The organism is Microbacterium paraoxydans (genome assembly GCF_018224615.1).
Classification (GTDB): domain Bacteria; phylum Actinomycetota; class Actinomycetes; order Actinomycetales; family Microbacteriaceae; genus Microbacterium; species Microbacterium paraoxydans_B.
In genome coordinates, this window is sequence record NZ_JAGTUK010000003.1 from 510,664 (window position 1) to 527,505 (window position 16,842).

A 16,842-nucleotide genomic window follows, 5' to 3' on the forward strand; every position below is an offset into this window, starting at 1 on the left:
GGGCTCACATCCGGAAGACGCCGAAGCGCGGCTCGGGCAGCGGGGTGCGGGACACGACGTCGAGCGCGAGTCCGAGCAGGTCGCGGGTCTGCGCGGGGTCCACGATGCCGTCGTCCCACAGTCGCGCCGTGGCGTAGTAGGGCTCGCCCTGGCGCTCGTACTGCTCGCGGATGGGCTCCTCGAACGCCGCTCGCTCCTCGCTCGCCCAGGACTCTCCTCGCGCGGCCAGCTGGTCCTCCTTGACCGTGGCGAGGACCGACGCGGCCTGTGCTCCCCCCATGACGGAGATGCGACTCGCCGGCCAGGTCCACAGGAAGCGCGGCGAGTAGGCCCGTCCGCACATCGAGTAGTTGCCCGCGCCGAACGATCCGCCGATGATCACCGTGAGCTTGGGGACCCGGGTGGTCGCGACCGCGGTGACCATCTTGGCGCCGTCCTTCGCGATGCCGCCCGCCTCGGCGTCGGATCCGACCATGAACCCGGTGATGTTCTGCAGGAAGAGCAGCGGGATGCCACGCTGGTCGCACAGCTCGATGAAGTGCGCCCCCTTCAGGGCCGACTCGCTGAACAGCACGCCGTTGTTCGCGACGATGCCCACCGGGTGCCCATGCAGCCGGGCGAAGCCGGTCACCAGGGTGGTGCCGTACTCGGCCTTGAACTCCCGGAAGGTGTCGCCGTCGACCAGACGGTCGATCACGACATGGACGTCGTAGGACGCGTTCACGTCGACCGGGACGACGTCGTAGAGCGATCCCGCCTCGGACGGCGGCCTGCTCTCCGTCACCTCCCACGCCGGTGCTGCGGGAGGCGGGAGCGTCGCCACGATGTCTCGCAGGATCTCCAGCGCGTGCTCGTCGTCCTCCGCGAGGTGGTCGACGACACCGCTGCGTCGGGCGTGGAGTTCCCCGCCGCCGAGTTCCTCCGCGGTCACGACTTCGCCGATCGCGGCTTTCACGAGCGGGGGGCCGCCGAGGAAGATCGTGCCCTGATCGCGCACGATCACGGTCTCGTCGCTCATCGCCGGGACGTACGCCCCGCCCGCGGTGCAGGATCCGAGCACGGCTGCGAGCTGCGGGATGCCGGCAGCCGACAACCGCGCCTGGTGGTAGAAGATGCGCCCGAAATGATCGCGATCGGGGAACACCTCATCCTGACGCGGCAGGAACGCGCCGCCGGAGTCGACCAGGTAGAGGCACGGCAGGCGGTTCTCGAGCGCGATCTCCTGTGCGCGGAGGTGCTTCTTCACCGTGAGCGGATAGTAGGTGCCGCCCTTCACGGTCGCGTCGTTGCAGACCACCATGACGTGGCGGCCGTGTACGAGTCCGATACCCGCGATGACGCCGGCTCCGGGCGCCTCTCCCCCGTACAGCCCGTCGGCCGCCAGCGGGGCGATCTCGATGAAGGGGCTGCCCTCGTCGAGTAGCCGCGCCACGCGGTCCCTCGGCAGCAGCTTGCCTCGCGCGACGTGGCGCTCGCGCGATGCTTCGGGGCCACCCCGGGCGGCTTCCGCGATCCGTGCGCGGAGCTCGTGCGCCAGGTCCTCCTGGGTTGCCGGCATCGTGATGTCCTCCTCGACCCACGCCCGCGCGCGGAAATGTCCTGGCGCGGTGCACGCATTCTCGGTTAGTGTTCACTAACCCGATGATTCAGGTTAGCGAGGATTAACTGAGATGACAAGCCCGCTCACCGCCCGAGACCGCGCAAAGGCCGAGCGGTCCGATGCGTTGCTGCATGCCGCCGCCCGGCTGTTCGCCGACCGCGGCTACACCGGCGTCAGCCTCGAGGAGATCGGCGCAGCGGTGGGCGTCTCCGGTCCCGCCGTCTACCGCCACTTCGCGGGCAAGCAGGCCCTGCTCGGCGCCGTGCTCGTCAAAGTGAGCCACGACCTCGTCGACGGCGGCGAACGGGTCGCCGCCACGACGACGGACGTCGACGAGCGCATGCGAGCCCTCATCCGCTTCCACGTGGACTTCGCGCTCGGGAACGCCGAGGTCATCCAGGTGCAGGACCGCGACGTGGCGCATCTCGCCGACGCCGACCGCGCCGAGGTCCGGCGGCTCCAGCGTGCCTACATCGAACTCTGGATGGATGCGCTCGCCGCGATCGATCACCGCGACGCGATCGCCAGGGACGAGCTGCGGCTGCGGGTCCAGGCGTGCTTCGGGCTGATCAACTCCACACCGCACAGCACCCGCGCCGCGACCCGGCGGCACTCCGCCACCGCGACCGTGCTGGTCGCGATGGCGGAGGCCGCACTGCGCGTCGTCAGCTGAGCAGCATCGCCCGACCGGGCTCCTCCAGGATGTCGGCCACGGCCTTCAGGAAGCGAGCGCCCTCGGCGCCGTCCACGAGACGGTGGTCGAACGAGAGGCTCAGCGTCATCACCTGTCGCAGAGCGATCTCACCTCGGTACTCCCACGGCTGTCGGCGGACGGCACCGATCGCGAGGATGCCCGACTGCCCCGGCGGGAGGATCGGGGTTCCCGCCTCCACTCCGAACACGCCGATGTTGGAGATCGAGAACGTGCCCCCGGCCAGCTCCGCCGGCGAGGTCTTGCCGGCGCGTGCGGTCTCCGCGAGAGCGCCGACCGCGTCGGCCAGCTCGACCAGGGTCAGCCGCTCGGCATCCCGGATCATCGGCACGATCAGGCCGCGGTCCGTCGCCGCGGCGATACCCAGGTCGACGTAGCCGTACTGGACGATCTCGCCCGACTCCTCGTCCCAGCGCGCGTTCAAGCCCGGTGCGCCGGCGAGAGCGAGGCACACCGCCTTCGCCACCACCGCGAGCGGGCCGATGCGGTGGCCGCTGAGCGCGCGATCCTCGCGCAGCCCCGCCAGCAGGTCCATGGTCGCCGTCACGTCCACCGTGTGGAACACCGTCACGTGCGGTGCCGTGAACGCGCTCTGCACCATCGCCGCCGCCGTGTGCTTCCGCACGCCGCGGATCGGGATGCGGGTCTCGCGAGCGCGGTCGTCCCGCGTCGGGCGCGGTACCCTCGAGGGACCGGGCGTCGACGCGACGGTGTCGTCCTGGCGGGCGCCGATGCGCTGCGCGTACGCGTCCACGTCGTGGCGCGTGATCAGCCGATCCCCGACCTCGGCCGCAACCAGCACGAGGTCGACCCCCAAGCGCTTCGCGTGGGCGCGAACGGGCGGTGTCGAGCGCGGCCGTTCGACCACGGTCTCCACCGACGCGGACGGCGCCGCGTCGTGCGGCGCGGCCTCCAGGACTGCCGTGTCTGCGACGGGGGGCGTACCGCCGATCCGGCGCGCGCGTCGTGCGGGGCGTCCGGCGGTGCTGGGTGCCGCGCCATAGCCGACGAGGTTGGGTTGCGCCTTCTCGCCCTCCGCCGCCTCCCCTCCCACCGGGGCGTCCTGGCCTTCCGGCTCCTCGCCCTCCACCTCGAACGCGATGAGCGGCGCGCCGACCGCGACGGTCTGCCCGGCCTCGGCGTGCAACGACGACACCGTGCCCTCGTAGGGCGACGGCAGTTCGACCACGGCCTTGGCCGTCTCGACCTCTGCGAGGGTCTGGTTCAGCGCCACCTGCTCACCCGGCGCCACGAGCCACTGCACGACCTCCGCTTCGGTGAGTCCTTCGCCGAGATCGGGCAGACGGAACTCCGCGATCATGCTCCCGCTCCCGTCAGGCTGTTCGGACGATCCATGACCCGGTCGACCGCGTCGAGGATGCGATCGAGGTCCGGCAGGTGGTACTTCTCGAGCTTGGCGGGCGGATACGGCACGTCGTGGCCGGTCACCCGCAACGGCGCGTGCTCGAGGTATTCGAAGCAGCGCTCGGTGATGCTCGCGATCACCTCGGCTCCGAGGCCTGCCTCCCTCGACGCCTCGTGCGCGACCACGACGCGGCCCGTCTTGCGCACCGACGCCGCGACGGAGTCGTAGTCGACGGGTGAGAGCGAGCGGAGATCGACGACCTCCAGCGACAGCCCTTCATCCTCCGCGGCTTCCGCGGCCTGAAGCGCCGTCGAGACCATCGCCCCGTAGGTGATCACCGTCGCATCCGTTCCCGTCCGGACCACGCGCGCCAGTCCCATCGGCGGCGCATCGGCGAGGGGCGCGTCGAGATCGACCTCGCCCTTGTGGTGGTACAGGCGTTTGGGCTCGAAGAACACGACGGGGTCGTCCGAGGCGATCGCCTGCCGCAGGCTGCGGTAGGCATCCTCCGGGTTCGACACCGCGACGACGCGCAGACCGGCGGTGTGTGCGAAGTAGGCCTCCGGCGACTCCGAGTGATGCTCGGCCGCGCCGATACCGCCGGCCCAGGGAATGCGGATCGTGAGCGGCATCTTCACCCGGCCCTGGGTCCGGTAGTGCAGCTTCGCCACCTGCGACACGATCTGGTCGAACGCGGGATAGACGAAGCCGTCGAACTGGATCTCGACCACCGGTCGGTAACCGCGGAACGCGAGTCCCACCGCCGTGCCGACGATCCCCGACTCGGCGAGCGGTGTGTCGATCACTCGCGCGGCGCCGAACTCGTCGAGGAGGCCGTCGGTGATGCGGAACACTCCGCCCAACCGGCCGATGTCCTCTCCGAGCAGCACCACTTTCTCGTCGTCGCGCATGGCCTGGCGCAGTCCGGCGCCGAGCGCCTTGCCGAGCGTGAGTTCCGTCATCTCACACCTCGCTCTCGAAGGTGGCGAGGTAGGCGGCGTACTCGTCGCGCTGCCGCTCCACGCCCGTGTGCGGTTCGGCATAGACGCCGTCGAACACCGCGAGCGGCGGTCGGGTGACCATGCCGAGGCAGGCCGCCCGCATCTCCTTCGCCACCGCGTCGGCCGTCTGCTGCGTCTCCACCACGTGCTCGTCGCTGAGCTCGCCCAGGCCACGCAGGTGCGCCTCGAGCCGCGCGATCGGGTCACGGCGCCGCCACGCCTCCAGTTCGGCCTCGTCGCGGTACCGCGTGGGGTCGTCCGCCGTCGTGTGCGGACCCATGCGGTAGGTCACGGCCTCGATGTAGGCGGGCCCCTTGCCGGAGCGGGCGTGGTCGAGCGCCCAGCGCATCGCCGCCAGGCACGCGAGCACGTCGTTGCCGTCCACCCGGAGACTGGGGATTCCGAAGCCGGGCGCCCGTCCGGCGATCGGGTACTGCGACTGCACGGCCACGGGCTCGGAGATCGCCCAGTGGTTGTTCTGGCACACGAAGACGACGGGCGCCCGGTACGAGGCGGCGAAGATCATCGCCTCGTTCACGTCGCCCTGGCTCGTCGCCCCGTCGCCGAAGTAGGTGACGGCGACCTCGGGCGCCTTCTCGTGCTGGATCCCGAGCGCGTAGCCCACGGCGTGGAGGGTCTGCGCGCCGATGATGATCTGCAGCGGGGCGACGCCGAGAGCCGCAGGGTCGTATGCGGATCCCTCCTCACCGCGCCACATGCGCACGTAATCGCCGGGTTGTGCACCGCGCGCGTAGATCACCCCCGTTTCGCGATAGCTCGGGAACACGAAGTCGCGCGGGTCGAGGGCGCGTGCCGTGCCGATCTGCGTCGCCTCCTGACCCTGGCACGGTGCCCAGAGCCCGAGCTGACCCTGCCGCTGCAGGGCGACGCCCTCCGCGTCGATACGGCGGAGCACGACCATGTCGCGGTGGAGTGCGCGAAGTTGCGCGGCGTCGACGTCAGCGACGAAGGGATCCAGTCGCGGGTTCGAGACCCGCGATCCGTCGGGAGCGAGGATGCGTTCCGAGAGCTCCAGATCCTGAGCGGTATCTGCGATGGGAGTGGCCTGCGGTGACATCGTCGTCCTCCTCGTCCCTGGCGGCCCTTGTGGGGCTTCGCGCAACGGTGCCGGCATCATCACCGGCTTGGTCTGAGGGTACGACCGCTGAACACCTCGCTCAAGCAACTGGCTCATGCTTGAGCATGTTGCTCATTTTTCGCCAGCGGGAGGCTGCTAAGGTTTGGCACTATGCCAGGACTGGACCGTATCGATCTCGAGCTGCTCACCGCGCTCGCCGACGATCCGCGGATCACGATCGTCGCGCTCGCGGAGAAGATGGGACTCTCGCGCAACACCATCCAGGCGCGCATGGCGCGCCTGGACCAGACGGGCGTGTTCCTCTCTTACGAACGCGCCTTCTCGCCCGATGTGCTCGGCTTCCCGCTGCAGGCGTTCGTGAGTATCGGCGTCCGCCAGACCGAGCTCCCCCGCATCATCACCGAGCTCGCGCGGATCCCGGAGGTCGTGCAGGCGCATGGGCTGAGCGGATCGATCGACCTTCTCGCAAGGGTCGCCTGCCGCGATGCCCGACACCTGTTCGATACCGATGCGCGCATCCTGTCGATCGACGGTGTCGAGCGCACCGAGACCTCCCTGGCGATGGGAGAAGTCATTCCCTTCCGGGTCGCCGGGCTCATCGGCCTCGCGCGACGGGAATCCTCAGGAAGCGCCTGATCGCCCCGGCGGCTTCGACGGGGGTTTCATAGTGGATGAGATGCCCGACGTGAGCGATCTCGACCAGTTCGGCATCCGGGAACAGCGCCGCCAGCCGTCGCTCTGCCTCGATCGGGGTGATGTCGTCCCGCTGCGCCGCGACCAGCAGAGTGGGCACGTCGATCTTCGGGGCGAACTCGCGCACATCGTGTGACACGCTCGCCACGAAGGCGTCGTGCAGCACGTCACGGTCGGAGAACCGGGAGAAGTAGGTGTCGTGCTGGTCGTGGATGAAGCGGCGCAGCTCCGGATCACGGGTCTTCGCCATCGTGATGCTCATGACCCGCACGATGATGCGGTTGCGCAGCAACGCGGTGCCGAGACGAGGGGGGAGCTTGGCCCCGAGCGCGTAGTACAGCACGGCAAGCCGGGTCATGATCCCCTTGGGCCCCTCCAGTGCGGGCGCCCCGATGGGATTGAGCAGGATCAGTCGCGGCGTCGCGAGCCCGCCCGCTACGGCGGCCGCTGTGACGATGGAGCCGAAAGAGTGCCCGAGGATCACGGCACCGGGGGCCGTCACGGCCACGAAGTCCGACAGCCACTCCGCATACGTGTCGAGGTCGTGCCGGTGTCCCGGGAGAGGCGCCGTCTCGCCGAACCCCGGAAGGTCGGGGACCAGGACTCGCACTTCGGGCAGATAGGCGAGCACGGGCTCGAGGCCGTGGTGCTCCCCGCGGAAGCCGTGCACGGCGACGACGGTCGCTTCGGCATCGTGCGGACCGTATTCCCAGTAGGCCGTGACGCCGCCGCGGACGGCGACCTCGTGACGCCGCACGGGCAGGCTCCTGAGGCGGTCCGCATAGGGGGAAGGCACGGTCATGATCCGAGTCTACGAGCCGTTGTTGCGAGTAACCGCTCCCCCGGTGTCGGCGGAATGGGTTATCTTCCCAAGTGGCCTTCCTTCCCCGGGTCGGTCACCCGATGAGGAGCAGAAGGTGCAGTTCACGTCCAGGGATGTCGCGCAGGTGGAACCCACCTGGAAGCAGTTCGTTCCCTCCGCCACTCTGGAGGACGTGGATCCCCAGCGCTTCCGCTTCGACTGGCGCTCGGTCGAACTCGGGGCCACCACGCTGGTGCGATACGAACTCTCCGCGCAGGTACACGCACGAGCGCAGCCGGAAGACCAGCTGTTGGTGTGCGGTGTGGAGGCGCCCGACGCGCGCGTGTGGTCGCACCGGCAACCGCTGGATGCGGGCGCACCCTGGCTCACGGATGGCCTGCAGGTCGACGCCACGTGGGAGCAGGGCGCTCGCGTGCGCGCGGTGGTGTTCGATCGCGCGGCCGCTCAAGCAACGATGCGCCAGGTGACCGGAGACGACCGCCTCGAGCTGAAGGCCACGGGACTGTCGCCGCACACGCGCGCGGACGGCGATCGATGGGGAGCGATGTTCGCGTACCTCGACAGCACCTTCGTCGAAGGCGAGGCCCTCGACCCCCTGGTGGTGAAGGAGCTGGAGCGCCACGCCCTCATGCTCACGATGTCGAGTTTCTCGACGACGTTCAGCGGGGCGTTGCGACGCCCGGGCCAGCGCGCCGGCGCGCCCGCCTCGGTGCGGAGGGCTCTCGCCTACATCGACGACAACGCGCACCTCCCGATCACGATCGACGACGTGGCTGCCGCCGCCTATATGTCGACGCGCGGTCTGCAGTACGCCTTCCGCCGGGCGCTCGACATGACCCCCGCGGAGGCGCTGCGCCGCGCTCGCCTCGACGGCGCCCACCGCGATCTGCTGGCGGGCAACGGGGCTTCCGTCGCCGCGGTCGCGCGGCGGTGGGGATTCACGAACTCGTCACGCTTCGCCGCGGCATACCGCGAGGCGTATGCGACGCCGCCCACACTCGCGCGGACGTGACACCGCGCGCACAGTTCTTTCGTGCGTGACGGCGCGTGGCGCGCCACGCGCATTGCTCGCCGCTCGGCGGATTAGAGTCCGAAGTACCGGGTGCCGCCATCTGGCTCCCCAGAGCATGCCGCGAGGAGCCGCCATGAACACCGCAACCCCCTGCGACCACAGGGTCGGCTGACGATGGGAAGCCTGTACTACGGAGATACCCAGACACCGATCCAGATCGAGGACAGGGCTCTCGCTCACCTCAAGGTCGTCATCGCCACCAAGCTTCGCCGGAACGAGAGCTTCACGCTGTCCTGGCGCCACCCTGAAGGAGACGCGCCCGGCCGATCCACGCTGTGGCTGCATCCCTCCATCCCTCTCCGCTTCGTGTTCGACGAACCGGAGACCCCCGAGCTCAGCCGACGGTGGATCGAAGAACTCGCCCATTCCGCGAACTCGAGCGGCGGCATCACGCTCGTCGAGGAGCACCTCGAAGGCGCCGAACTCACCTGACACGGAGGTGGCTCGCGGGGCCCAGGGTTCCCGCGAGCCACCTCTGTCGTTGCTCAGAGTCCGTCGTCGGAGCTCGAGCTCACCGACCGTCGGGTGGTCGGTTCCCCCGTGGCGGGGTCGACATACGTGCGCGAGACGGTCTCCGTCCGACGGCGACGCGCCAGCAGCACGATGCCGATCAGGAAGATGACGACTCCTGCGCCCATGAGGATGTATCCGACCATGTCGAGGTTCACCCAGGTCACTTCGACGTTCACCGCGAAGACCAGGATCGCCCCGATCACGAAGAGCACGATTCCGGTGCCGATGCTCATGTTGCCTCCCGTTCAGCGGCGGACGCCGCACAGATTGAGCGTGGCGCGTCGTCACGGCCCGCAGGAGGGGCTTGACACGGGGCTCATCGGTCGGTTCGACGGTGATTCCGCAACGAGAAATAGCCGCTGAACGGCGATATCGGTGAAGGCAGAGCGATCACGCGGCGGGTCGCGGCGGCGCCCACGTATCGGGACCGAACACCTCGTAGTCGATGCGGTTCGCCGGGATTCCTCGTCCGATCAGCACGCGACGCATGTCTCGCATGAAGCCGAGCGGACCGCACAGGACGACCTGCGGCTGATCCGGGAGTTCCTCGTCCGCCAGATCCATCCGACCGGAACGCACGGAGTCGGACTCGTGATCGTGCGCGGCTCCGGAGGTGTACCAGGTCGTGGCCCGCGCGTCACTCAGTTCGCGGAGGCTGTCCTGCAGCGCCCCGAGGAGCGCGTGCGACGCCGCAGTCCGATCGGCGTGGAACAGCCGCACGGTGCGTTCCGGATGCGAATGCCGCAGGCCATCCACGATCGCGGCCACCGGCGTCACCCCGATGCCCGCCGAGATCAGCACCAGCGGATCGTCGGATCGTTCGAGGACGACGTCTCCGGTCGGCTGCGAGACGTCCAGCACCACGCCCGGCGTCGCGTGCTCGTGCAGCCACGTCGAGACCTGGCCGTCCGGGGCGCCATCCGCTCCACGGACCCGCTTGACCGTCACGCGCAGTGTTTCATGGTCGGGCGCGGCGGAGAGCGTGTACTGACGGGGTTGCCGCGACCCGTCCGGAAGATCGACGGCCAGTGCGACGTATTGCCCCGGCCGGTGGGCAGCGACCCTGCTGCCATCCGCGGGTTCAAGCACCAGGGTGATCACGTCCGCCGTCTCCTGAATCCGTTCGATCACACGGTGAGGGCGCCAGGGGTGCTCAGGGTCGGTCCCGCTCAGCGCGTACAGCTTCGCCTCTTCCGCGATCAGCGAGCACCCGAACAACCAGTACACCTCATCCCAGGCGGCGCGAACCTCCGGCGTCATCGTGCCACCCAGCACCGAGCCCACGGCATCGAGCAGGTGGTGGCCCACGATCGTGTACTGCCTGGCACGGACCCCGAGGGAGACGTGCTTGTGCGCGATGCGTCGCATCACGGGTCTGAAGTCCGGCGCGGACGGATCGACAAGGCTGACGGCGAACGCGACAATGGAGGCCGCGAGGGCTCTGGGCTGATCACCTTGCACCTGATGCGCACGGTTGAAGACGCGGAGAAGATCCGGGTGCGCCGCGAACATCTGCGGGTAGAAGAGCCGCGTGATCTCCTTGGCGCGGGCGGCGACGACGTCCGCCGTCTGGCGAACGACGGCTTCGGATGTGGGTGAGAGCTGCATGGCTTCCTTTCGGAGTGAGGACGCTCTCAGCCTCCCTGTCCGCCACGCCGTCTGGCGTTCCGGATTCCGTGCAAATACCCGTCGTAGGGCGGGTCGGACTTGAACCGACGATCGTTGGGTTATGAGCCCACTGCCTTAACCAGCTTGGCCACCGCCCCCTGTCCTTTGAGACTACCGCCCGGGCGCGTCGTCGCCGTCCGCACGGTACGCAGCACGATGCGTGGCGACGTGCGCGCGATAGACGCGGGCGTTCTCTCGCAGACCTGCCCGCTCGTCCGCGGTCAGCGCACGCCGGATCTGCGCAGGGACCCCGGCGAGCAGCGAACCGTCGGGCACCTCGGCGTTACCGAGCACGAGCGCCCCGCCGGCGACGAGGCATTCCGATCCGATGCGCGCCCCCGACAGCACCACCGCACCCATACCGATGAGCGAGCCGTCACCGATCCGGCAGCCGTGGACGACCGCGTTGTGACCGATCGAGACGTCGTCGCCGATCACGACGGGCTGCCCGCGGTCGACGTGGATCGACACGTTGTCCTGCGCATTGCTGCCCGCACCGACGGTGATCGCATCGGAGTCCGCGCGAAGGACCGCGTTGTACCAGACGCTGGATCCCTCTCCCAGCGTGACGTCGCCGATGACCCTGGCTCCGGCGGCGAGGAACGCCGTCGGATCGATGTCGGGAGTGCGGCCGGGCAGGGACAGGATCGTCGCTTCGTCGCTCATGCAGCGACTCTAACGTCGCCGGGCACCGACCCTTTCGCCCGGGGTAAGCGATGCCTCATCTTGCTTGCGGAACATTTTCAGCTGAGTAGCGTTGTTCCCATCAGACACGATGATCTCCCGGAGGAGCACAAGATGAGCAAGGCACAGACCGTTTCCCCCACCGCCATCGACCCCACCGTCGCCGCCGGCGCGGCGCAGTTCCTCTCCCCGGTGGTTCTCGGCCTGCAGGCTCTGACCATCAACGGCAAGCAGGCGCACTGGCATGTGCGCGGCGCCAACTTCGTCGGTGTGCACGAGCTTCTCGACACGATCGTCGCGCACGCGGGTGACTTCGCCGACACGGCCGCCGAGCGGATCGTCGCCCTCGGCCTGCCGATCGACGCGCGTGTCACCGCTGTGGCCGAGAAGGCCGGTTCGACGGCTGTCGCTGCGGGCTTCGCCCAGTCCGACGAGCTCATCCGCGCGGTGATCGCCGACATCGACGCGATCCTCGTCGACGTGAAGGCGGCCGTCGAGGGTCTCGACGAGGTCGACCTCACCAGCCAGGACGTCGCGATCGAGATCCAGCGCGGGCTCGAGAAGGACCGCTGGTTCCTCGTGTCGCACATCGCGGCCTGATCAGACGTACGCGCGAAAGGGCGGCCCCGTCTTCCGGGGCCGCCCTTTCGCGTCAGTCGGCCCCGTCGATGTGCGTCACGCGTCCCGCGAGCACAGTGGCCACAACCGGCATGCGACGGAGAGTGGTGGCGTCGGCCGTTCGCGGATCCGCAGCTGTGAGAACGATATCCGCCGGCGCTCCCGGGCGGATAGCCGTGCGCACGCTGGCGGACAGGGCCTGGTCGACGGTGAGGCTCTCCTCGGGGTGCCACGACGCTCGGTCGTCGTCGGTACGCCACACCGCGGCAGAGAGCGCCTGCCACGGATCGAGGGGGGCGACAGGCGCGTCGGAGCCGAAACGGAGCTCCGCGCCTGCCGCGACCAAGGACGACAGCGGATAACCGATCGACGTCTGCCCCGCCCAGTGGTGCTCCACGAAGTCGCGGTCGTCGAGCGCATGCTGCGGCTGCACACTCGCGATCACCCCGAGGCGCGCGAACCGGAGCAGGTCGGCGTGCCGCACGAGCTGGGCGTGCTCGAGCGATCCGCTCGCGCCGGAGACCGTGAATGCGTCAAGGGCCGACGTGACCGCGCGGTCGCCGATGGCGTGCACCGCGGCGGTGATGCCGGCCCCCGTCGCCGCGGTCAGCAGCGCCACCAGCTCCGCGCCGGGAACGGTCAGCATTCCGTAGTTTCCCGGATCGTCCGGGTAAGCATGAGAGCACGCCGCCGTACGAGTCCCGAGCGAGCCGTCGCTGATGACCTTGAGGGACCCGACGCGGATCAGACCTCGTGCGTCGGCGGGCGCGTCGGGTTCCTCATGTGTCTCGCCACTGCGCAGACCCTCCCGGACGGCCCGATCGAGGTCAGCGGGATAGAACGCGAACTCGACCCGGTGCGACGCGAATCCCGCGCGGACACGGCGCGGCCACGCCTCGGCGTTCCACGCCATGTCGAAATCCACGAGCCCCGTGACACCCCGCGCAGCCGCCGCCTCACCGGCGCGGATCACGGCCTGGTCGCTGTGCGCCGGATCCACCGCATTGAGGCGGCGCGAGATCTCGAAGGCGTCTTCTTCCCGCAGCACTCCGTCATCGGCACGGAAGCCCTCACGTGTCAGAGCAGCCGAGTTCAACCACACGCTGTGCACGTCGGCGTTGATGAGATAAGTGGGCGTGCTTCCCGTCGCCGCGTCGAGCAGTGCGAGGCTCGGCCGGTCCGGCCACAGCGCATCGCGGAATCCGGTGCCCACGCGCCGTCCGTCCGGAAGAGTGGGCGCGTCGCTCATCCGCCGGGCTGCGGCCGCCGCGGATTCGATGTCGTGCAGCGGAACGCGTTCGGCGGCCAACGCCCACTGGACCGTGTGGACGTGGTTGTCCCACAGACCGGGCACCGCCCAGGCCCCCTCGGCTTCGAGTATCTGTCCCCGAGCGGGCAGGGCTCCGGTCGGCGCGATGTCGGCGATGAGTCCACCGTCGAGGTGCAGGTCCACCGGCTCGTCATCGATCAGGAACTCCCGGCCCGGCCCCGCCAGGCGAACGGCTCGGATCGTGCCGATCGTGTCGTTCCGCGCGGTCACGAACGTGCACCGGTTCGAGCGCCCTGAGCGCGGCGCATCTCGGCTGCCAGGGAACGGTTGGCGTACGGCCCCTCGCCTTCCAGGGCCGTGATCACCGACTCGACCGTCTCGACCGGCTTGTTCTGGCTGAGCTTCCGCTTCGCGATCACACGGCTCGGGGTCAGACGGAAGCCCACCGTTCCTGCGGCGAGACGCTCCACGAACGCGGAGTCGTTCGGACGCTGCCACATCAGACGCGGCTCCGGCATGACCGTCTCGAAGCGCTCGACCAGACGGTCCAGCACCTGCAGGTTCTCCTCCGGGGACAGGATCTCCGGAGTGCCGGCCAGATGGACGGCGGTGTAGTTCCACGTGGGAACCGCGGGCACGTCACCGTACCAACCGGGCGACACATAGCCGTGCGGGCCCTGGAAGATCACCAGCAGTTCCCGCTCCCCCAGCCCATGGATGAGGTCGTCGGGGCGCCCGACATGCGCGACGATCGTGAGGTCGTCCCGCTCGTGGTCCAGCAGCACCGCGTAGTGAGAAGCAACGAGCCCCTCGTCGGTCGAGCTCACGATGGTCGCCCAGGGATTGGCCTCGATCACGCGCCGCATCTCGGTGACGTCGGCGAGCGTGAAGCTCGGATTCTGTCGCATGGATTCAGCCTAGGGCCGCGGGAATGCTGCGGATCGACTCACGCCTGGCAGCGCGGGCACCAGTAGAGCTTTCGCGCACCGATCTCCTCCAGCGCGATCTCCGTCCCGCAGACCCGACAGGGTAGCCCCGCGCGGTGGTACACCCAGTGCCGATCGTCGCGGCTGGCCATTGCCGCGCGGTACTCCTCCGGCGACAGGTCGTCCATCGTCATCATCTGTCCGGTCTCGACGCCGATCGCGAGCAGACGTACCCAGTCATGCCACAGCGCGCGCACGGTCTCCTCCGGAACGTCGCGACCCGGAGTGTGCGGGTTGAGCCGCTGGCGATACAGCATCTCGGCTCGGTACACGTTGCCGATACCGCTCACGACGGCCTGATCCATCAGCAGCAGCGCAATGGGCGTCGATTTCTTGCGGACGGCGCGCACGAAGCGCTCCTCGTTCTCTCCGGGATCGCCCACCAGCGGGTCGGGCCCGAGCTTCGCCACGGTGGCGAGCATCTCCTCCGGCGTCTGCAGCACGCAGGCGGTGGGACCGCGCAGATCGGCTGCCGTGATGTCGGTCATGAGGCGAAGTCGCACCTGACCGACCACCGGCGGAGGCCACTCTGCCCCCTCGTCCGCGAGGCCCTTGGTCTGCTCGGACATCCGCACGTGGACGCGAGTCCGCCGGGGGGCACCGATCGACGCCAGGGAGTTCTCGCCGGCATCGTCCAGGATCGTCTCGTCGAGCACGGTGCCCCGCTGGTTGGTCTGACCCATGCGACCGTTCGCCGAGGCGATCGTGGGGTCGACCAGGATCTCCCCCGCGAAGTCCCACGCCCCGTAGAGCCCGAGGTGCACCCGCAGCCAGAGGTCGCCGTCGGTCTCCAGGAACATCTGTTTGCCGACGGCCTGCACGCTCGTGGCGGTCCGGCCGTCGAGGATCGCCGCCCCTTCCGCGAAGCGCCCCTGCGGGCTGGACGCGCTGAGCACCTTGCCGACGAAGTTTCGGTCGAACTGCCGGGCGATGCGATGTACGGAGTGGCCCTCGGGCATGTCAGGCTCGCGGGTCCGGAAGCAGCGAGCCGTCGCGCTCGAAGTCGGCGATCTGCCCGATGCGCCGGACGTGACGCTCGTCGCCGGAGAAGGGGGTCGCGATGAACCGGTCGATCAAGGCGGTCACCTCGTCGTAGGTGTGCTGCCGCGCGCCGATAGAGATCACGTTGGCGTCGTTGTGCTCACGCGCGAGCTCAGCCGTCGACAGGTTCCACACCAGCGCTGCCCTGATCCCCGCCACCTTATTGGCCGCGATCTGTTCGCCGTTGCCCGAGCCGCCGAACACGATGCCCAGCGCCTCGACACCCGCGGCCTGATCCGCCACCACCGCTTGTGCAGCCCGGATGCAGAACGCGGGGTAGTCGTCGAGCGCGTCGTACTCGACCGGACCGTGATCAACGACCTCGTGCCCCGCGGTGCGCAGGTGCTCCTGCAACTGTGTGGAGAAGTCGAGTCCGGCGTGATCGGTGGCGATGTGGATGCGCATGACTCCCATCCTAGAAGCCAGCGCAGACAGCGCTCAGATCACGGAGCGACGCCGGCGGCCGCCGGCTTGAACCCCGCCCTGATGTTCTCGCAGCAGCCCGGACGGCAGACGTCGAATCCGCCAGGAAGCGAGGTCACGTGGGCACGCTCCTCGTTCGGGCGCCCCTGCAGCCGCTCCTCGATGAGATCGACGATCCCCTCGACGAAGCTGGGAGCCACACCGGGAGTCGGAGTGCGGGTGAAGGCGAGTCCTGCTTCCTCCGCCACCTCGGCCGCCTCCGTATCGAGGTCCCAGAGCACCTCCATGTGGTCGCTCATGAATCCGACCGGGACGACAGCGACAGCCTTGCGGCCGCGAGCGGGCAGCTCTCCGATGACGTCGCACACATCGGGCTCCAGCCACGGCTGCGAGGCGGGGCCGGAACGCGACTGGTAGACGAGCTCCCAGGCGACGTCGGCAGCGGCCGGGACGGATTGACGCACCCGGTCCATGACCCAGGCCGCGACGGCCAGGTGCTGCGCGGCGTATGCACCGCCCTCACCCCAGTGGATGTCGCGGGCGCCCGAGCGCTCGGCGTCGGCCGTCGGGATGCTGTGCGTGGAGAAGAGGATCTGGATGTCCTGCGCGGCGATGTCCTGCGCGAGGAACCCCTCGATGGCTTCGCGAACCCCGGACTCGAAAGCCTCGACGAAGCCCGGGTGGTCATAGAACGGGCGGATCTTGTCGATCGTGACGGTGTCGCCCAGGTTCGTCTCCTCCAGCACCCGCGCGAAGTCTTCGCGGTACTGGCGGCAGCTGGAGAACGAGCTATAGGCACTCGTCGCGAAGGCCAGCAGCGTCGTGTGTCCGTTTCGCGCGGCCTCGGGCACGACCTCTTCCAGGTAGGGCGCCCAGTTGCGGTTGCCCCAGTACACCGGCAGGTCGATGCCGCGCGCGGTCAGTGCCTTCTGCAGCGCGTCCTTGAGCACCCGGTTCTGTCCATTGATCGGGCTCACGCCTCCGAAGTGGCGGTAGTGATGCGCCACCTCTTCAAGGCGCTCGTCGGGGATGCCGCGGCCACGCGTGACGTTGCGGAGGAAGGGGATCACGTCCTCCTGGCCCTCCGGCCCGCCGAAACCGGCGAGGAGGATCGCGTCATAGGCGACGGGGGTGGTCACGAAGGGCGCGCCGCTGGCGGCGGCAGGCGAGGCAAAGGGGACGACATTCGGCTCGATCGCAGTCACCCCTCCATCTTCCCACCTCTGCGCGCGTGCGTTTACCCGCACGTCGCCGTGACAATGCGCGTCCGAAC

At 69.2% G+C, this 16,842-nt stretch carries 18 protein-coding genes and 1 tRNA gene; 5 read left to right on the forward strand and 14 right to left on the reverse strand.

Translation table 11 applies throughout. The features are described from left to right. Nucleotides 1–4: 4 nt before the first annotated feature. Nucleotides 5–1,558, reverse strand: a complete 1,554-nt coding sequence (locus KE274_RS12630; RefSeq protein WP_211544243.1) for a carboxyl transferase domain-containing protein — start codon at nt 1,556–1,558, stop codon at nt 5–7. Nucleotides 1,559–1,670: 112 nt separating this feature from the next. Between KE274_RS12630 and KE274_RS12635 the strand changes: the two genes are divergently transcribed. Then, entirely contained in the window at nt 1,671–2,273 is a 603-nt protein-coding gene (locus tag KE274_RS12635) for a TetR/AcrR family transcriptional regulator (protein WP_211544246.1), read from the forward strand. On the opposite strand, the gene KE274_RS12640 is transcribed toward KE274_RS12635, so the two are convergent. From KE274_RS12640 to pdhA, 3 genes are read right to left on the reverse strand one after another with little or no spacing between them, the layout of a single operon-like run. Next, nucleotides 2,266–3,633, reverse strand: coding sequence for a dihydrolipoamide acetyltransferase family protein (locus KE274_RS12640; RefSeq protein ID WP_211544248.1), 1,368 nt, complete (start codon nt 3,631–3,633; stop codon nt 2,266–2,268). The genes KE274_RS12635 and KE274_RS12640 overlap by 8 nt on opposite strands. Beyond that, nucleotides 3,630–4,640: an alpha-ketoacid dehydrogenase subunit beta gene (locus tag KE274_RS12645; RefSeq protein ID WP_211544250.1), complete on the reverse strand. Its 1,011-nt coding sequence runs from the start codon at nt 4,638–4,640 to the stop codon at nt 3,630–3,632. Before KE274_RS12645 ends, KE274_RS12640 begins: the two co-directional genes overlap by 4 nt. A gap of 1 nt (nt 4,641) precedes the next feature. Continuing rightward, nucleotides 4,642–5,757, reverse strand: coding sequence for a pyruvate dehydrogenase (acetyl-transferring) E1 component subunit alpha (pdhA, locus tag KE274_RS12650; RefSeq protein WP_211544252.1), 1,116 nt, complete (start codon nt 5,755–5,757; stop codon nt 4,642–4,644). A 171-nt stretch (nt 5,758–5,928) separates the two neighbouring features. Here pdhA and KE274_RS12655 point away from each other — a divergent pair, with 171 nt between their 5' ends. Next, nucleotides 5,929–6,414 (forward strand): Lrp/AsnC family transcriptional regulator, encoded by a 486-nt coding sequence (locus KE274_RS12655; RefSeq protein ID WP_211544254.1) that lies wholly within the window; start codon nt 5,929–5,931, stop codon nt 6,412–6,414. Here the strand turns inward: KE274_RS12655 and KE274_RS12660 are convergent. After that, a complete protein-coding gene (locus tag KE274_RS12660) occupies nt 6,374–7,273 on the reverse strand; it encodes an alpha/beta fold hydrolase (RefSeq protein WP_211544256.1) in 900 nt (299 codons plus the stop codon). The two genes, KE274_RS12655 and KE274_RS12660, sit on opposite strands and share 41 nt — an antisense overlap. A 115-nt stretch (nt 7,274–7,388) precedes the next feature. On the opposite strand from KE274_RS12660, the gene KE274_RS12665 reads away from it, so the two are divergent. After that, the gene (locus tag KE274_RS12665) at nt 7,389–8,306 is read left to right on the forward strand and encodes a helix-turn-helix transcriptional regulator (protein ID WP_211544258.1); all 918 of its coding nucleotides are present in this window, start codon (nt 7,389–7,391) and stop codon (nt 8,304–8,306) included. Between the two features lie 174 nt (nt 8,307–8,480). Next, nucleotides 8,481–8,798: a DUF7882 family protein gene (locus tag KE274_RS12670; protein WP_211544260.1), complete on the forward strand. Its 318-nt coding sequence runs from the start codon at nt 8,481–8,483 to the stop codon at nt 8,796–8,798. Between the two features lie 53 nt (nt 8,799–8,851). On the opposite strand, the gene KE274_RS12675 is transcribed toward KE274_RS12670, so the two are convergent. The 4 genes from KE274_RS12675 to KE274_RS12690 form a co-directional block, all read right to left on the reverse strand. Next, entirely contained in the window at nt 8,852–9,112 is a 261-nt protein-coding gene (locus tag KE274_RS12675; protein WP_211544262.1) for a DUF6458 family protein, read from the reverse strand. A gap of 157 nt (nt 9,113–9,269) precedes the next feature. After that, complete coding sequence (locus KE274_RS12680) at nt 9,270–10,487, reverse strand: globin domain-containing protein (RefSeq protein WP_211544264.1); 1,218 nt, start codon at nt 10,485–10,487, stop codon at nt 9,270–9,272. Between the two features lie 84 nt (nt 10,488–10,571). Further along, nucleotides 10,572–10,645, reverse strand: a tRNA-Ile gene (locus KE274_RS12685). A 13-nt stretch (nt 10,646–10,658) separates the two neighbouring features. Beyond that, nucleotides 10,659–11,213, reverse strand: coding sequence for a gamma carbonic anhydrase family protein (locus KE274_RS12690; RefSeq protein ID WP_211544266.1), 555 nt, complete (start codon nt 11,211–11,213; stop codon nt 10,659–10,661). Nucleotides 11,214–11,345: 132 nt separating this feature from the next. On the opposite strand from KE274_RS12690, the gene KE274_RS12695 reads away from it, so the two are divergent. Further along, nucleotides 11,346–11,831 (forward strand): Dps family protein, encoded by a 486-nt coding sequence (locus KE274_RS12695; protein WP_211544268.1) that lies wholly within the window; start codon nt 11,346–11,348, stop codon nt 11,829–11,831. A gap of 52 nt (nt 11,832–11,883) precedes the next feature. On the opposite strand, the gene KE274_RS12700 is transcribed toward KE274_RS12695, so the two are convergent. Genes KE274_RS12700 through KE274_RS12720 form a run of 5 tightly spaced genes read right to left on the reverse strand, consistent with a single transcriptional unit; the run spans nt 11,884 to nt 16,774 of the window. Then, nucleotides 11,884–13,389: an amidohydrolase gene (locus KE274_RS12700; RefSeq protein WP_211544270.1), complete on the reverse strand. Its 1,506-nt coding sequence runs from the start codon at nt 13,387–13,389 to the stop codon at nt 11,884–11,886. After that, entirely contained in the window at nt 13,386–14,027 is a 642-nt protein-coding gene (locus KE274_RS12705; protein WP_211544272.1) for an FMN-binding negative transcriptional regulator, read from the reverse strand. Before KE274_RS12705 ends, KE274_RS12700 begins: the two co-directional genes overlap by 4 nt. Nucleotides 14,028–14,065: 38 nt before the next feature. Continuing rightward, nucleotides 14,066–15,064, reverse strand: a complete 999-nt coding sequence (locus KE274_RS12710; RefSeq protein ID WP_211544274.1) for an Fpg/Nei family DNA glycosylase — start codon at nt 15,062–15,064, stop codon at nt 14,066–14,068. Nucleotide 15,065: 1 nt separating this feature from the next. Further along, nucleotides 15,066–15,551: a ribose-5-phosphate isomerase gene (locus KE274_RS12715; RefSeq protein WP_211544276.1), complete on the reverse strand. Its 486-nt coding sequence runs from the start codon at nt 15,549–15,551 to the stop codon at nt 15,066–15,068. Between the two features lie 38 nt (nt 15,552–15,589). After that, the gene (locus KE274_RS12720) at nt 15,590–16,774 is read right to left on the reverse strand and encodes a ferrochelatase (RefSeq protein WP_211544278.1); all 1,185 of its coding nucleotides are present in this window, start codon (nt 16,772–16,774) and stop codon (nt 15,590–15,592) included. Nucleotides 16,775–16,842: the final 68 nt, after the last annotated feature.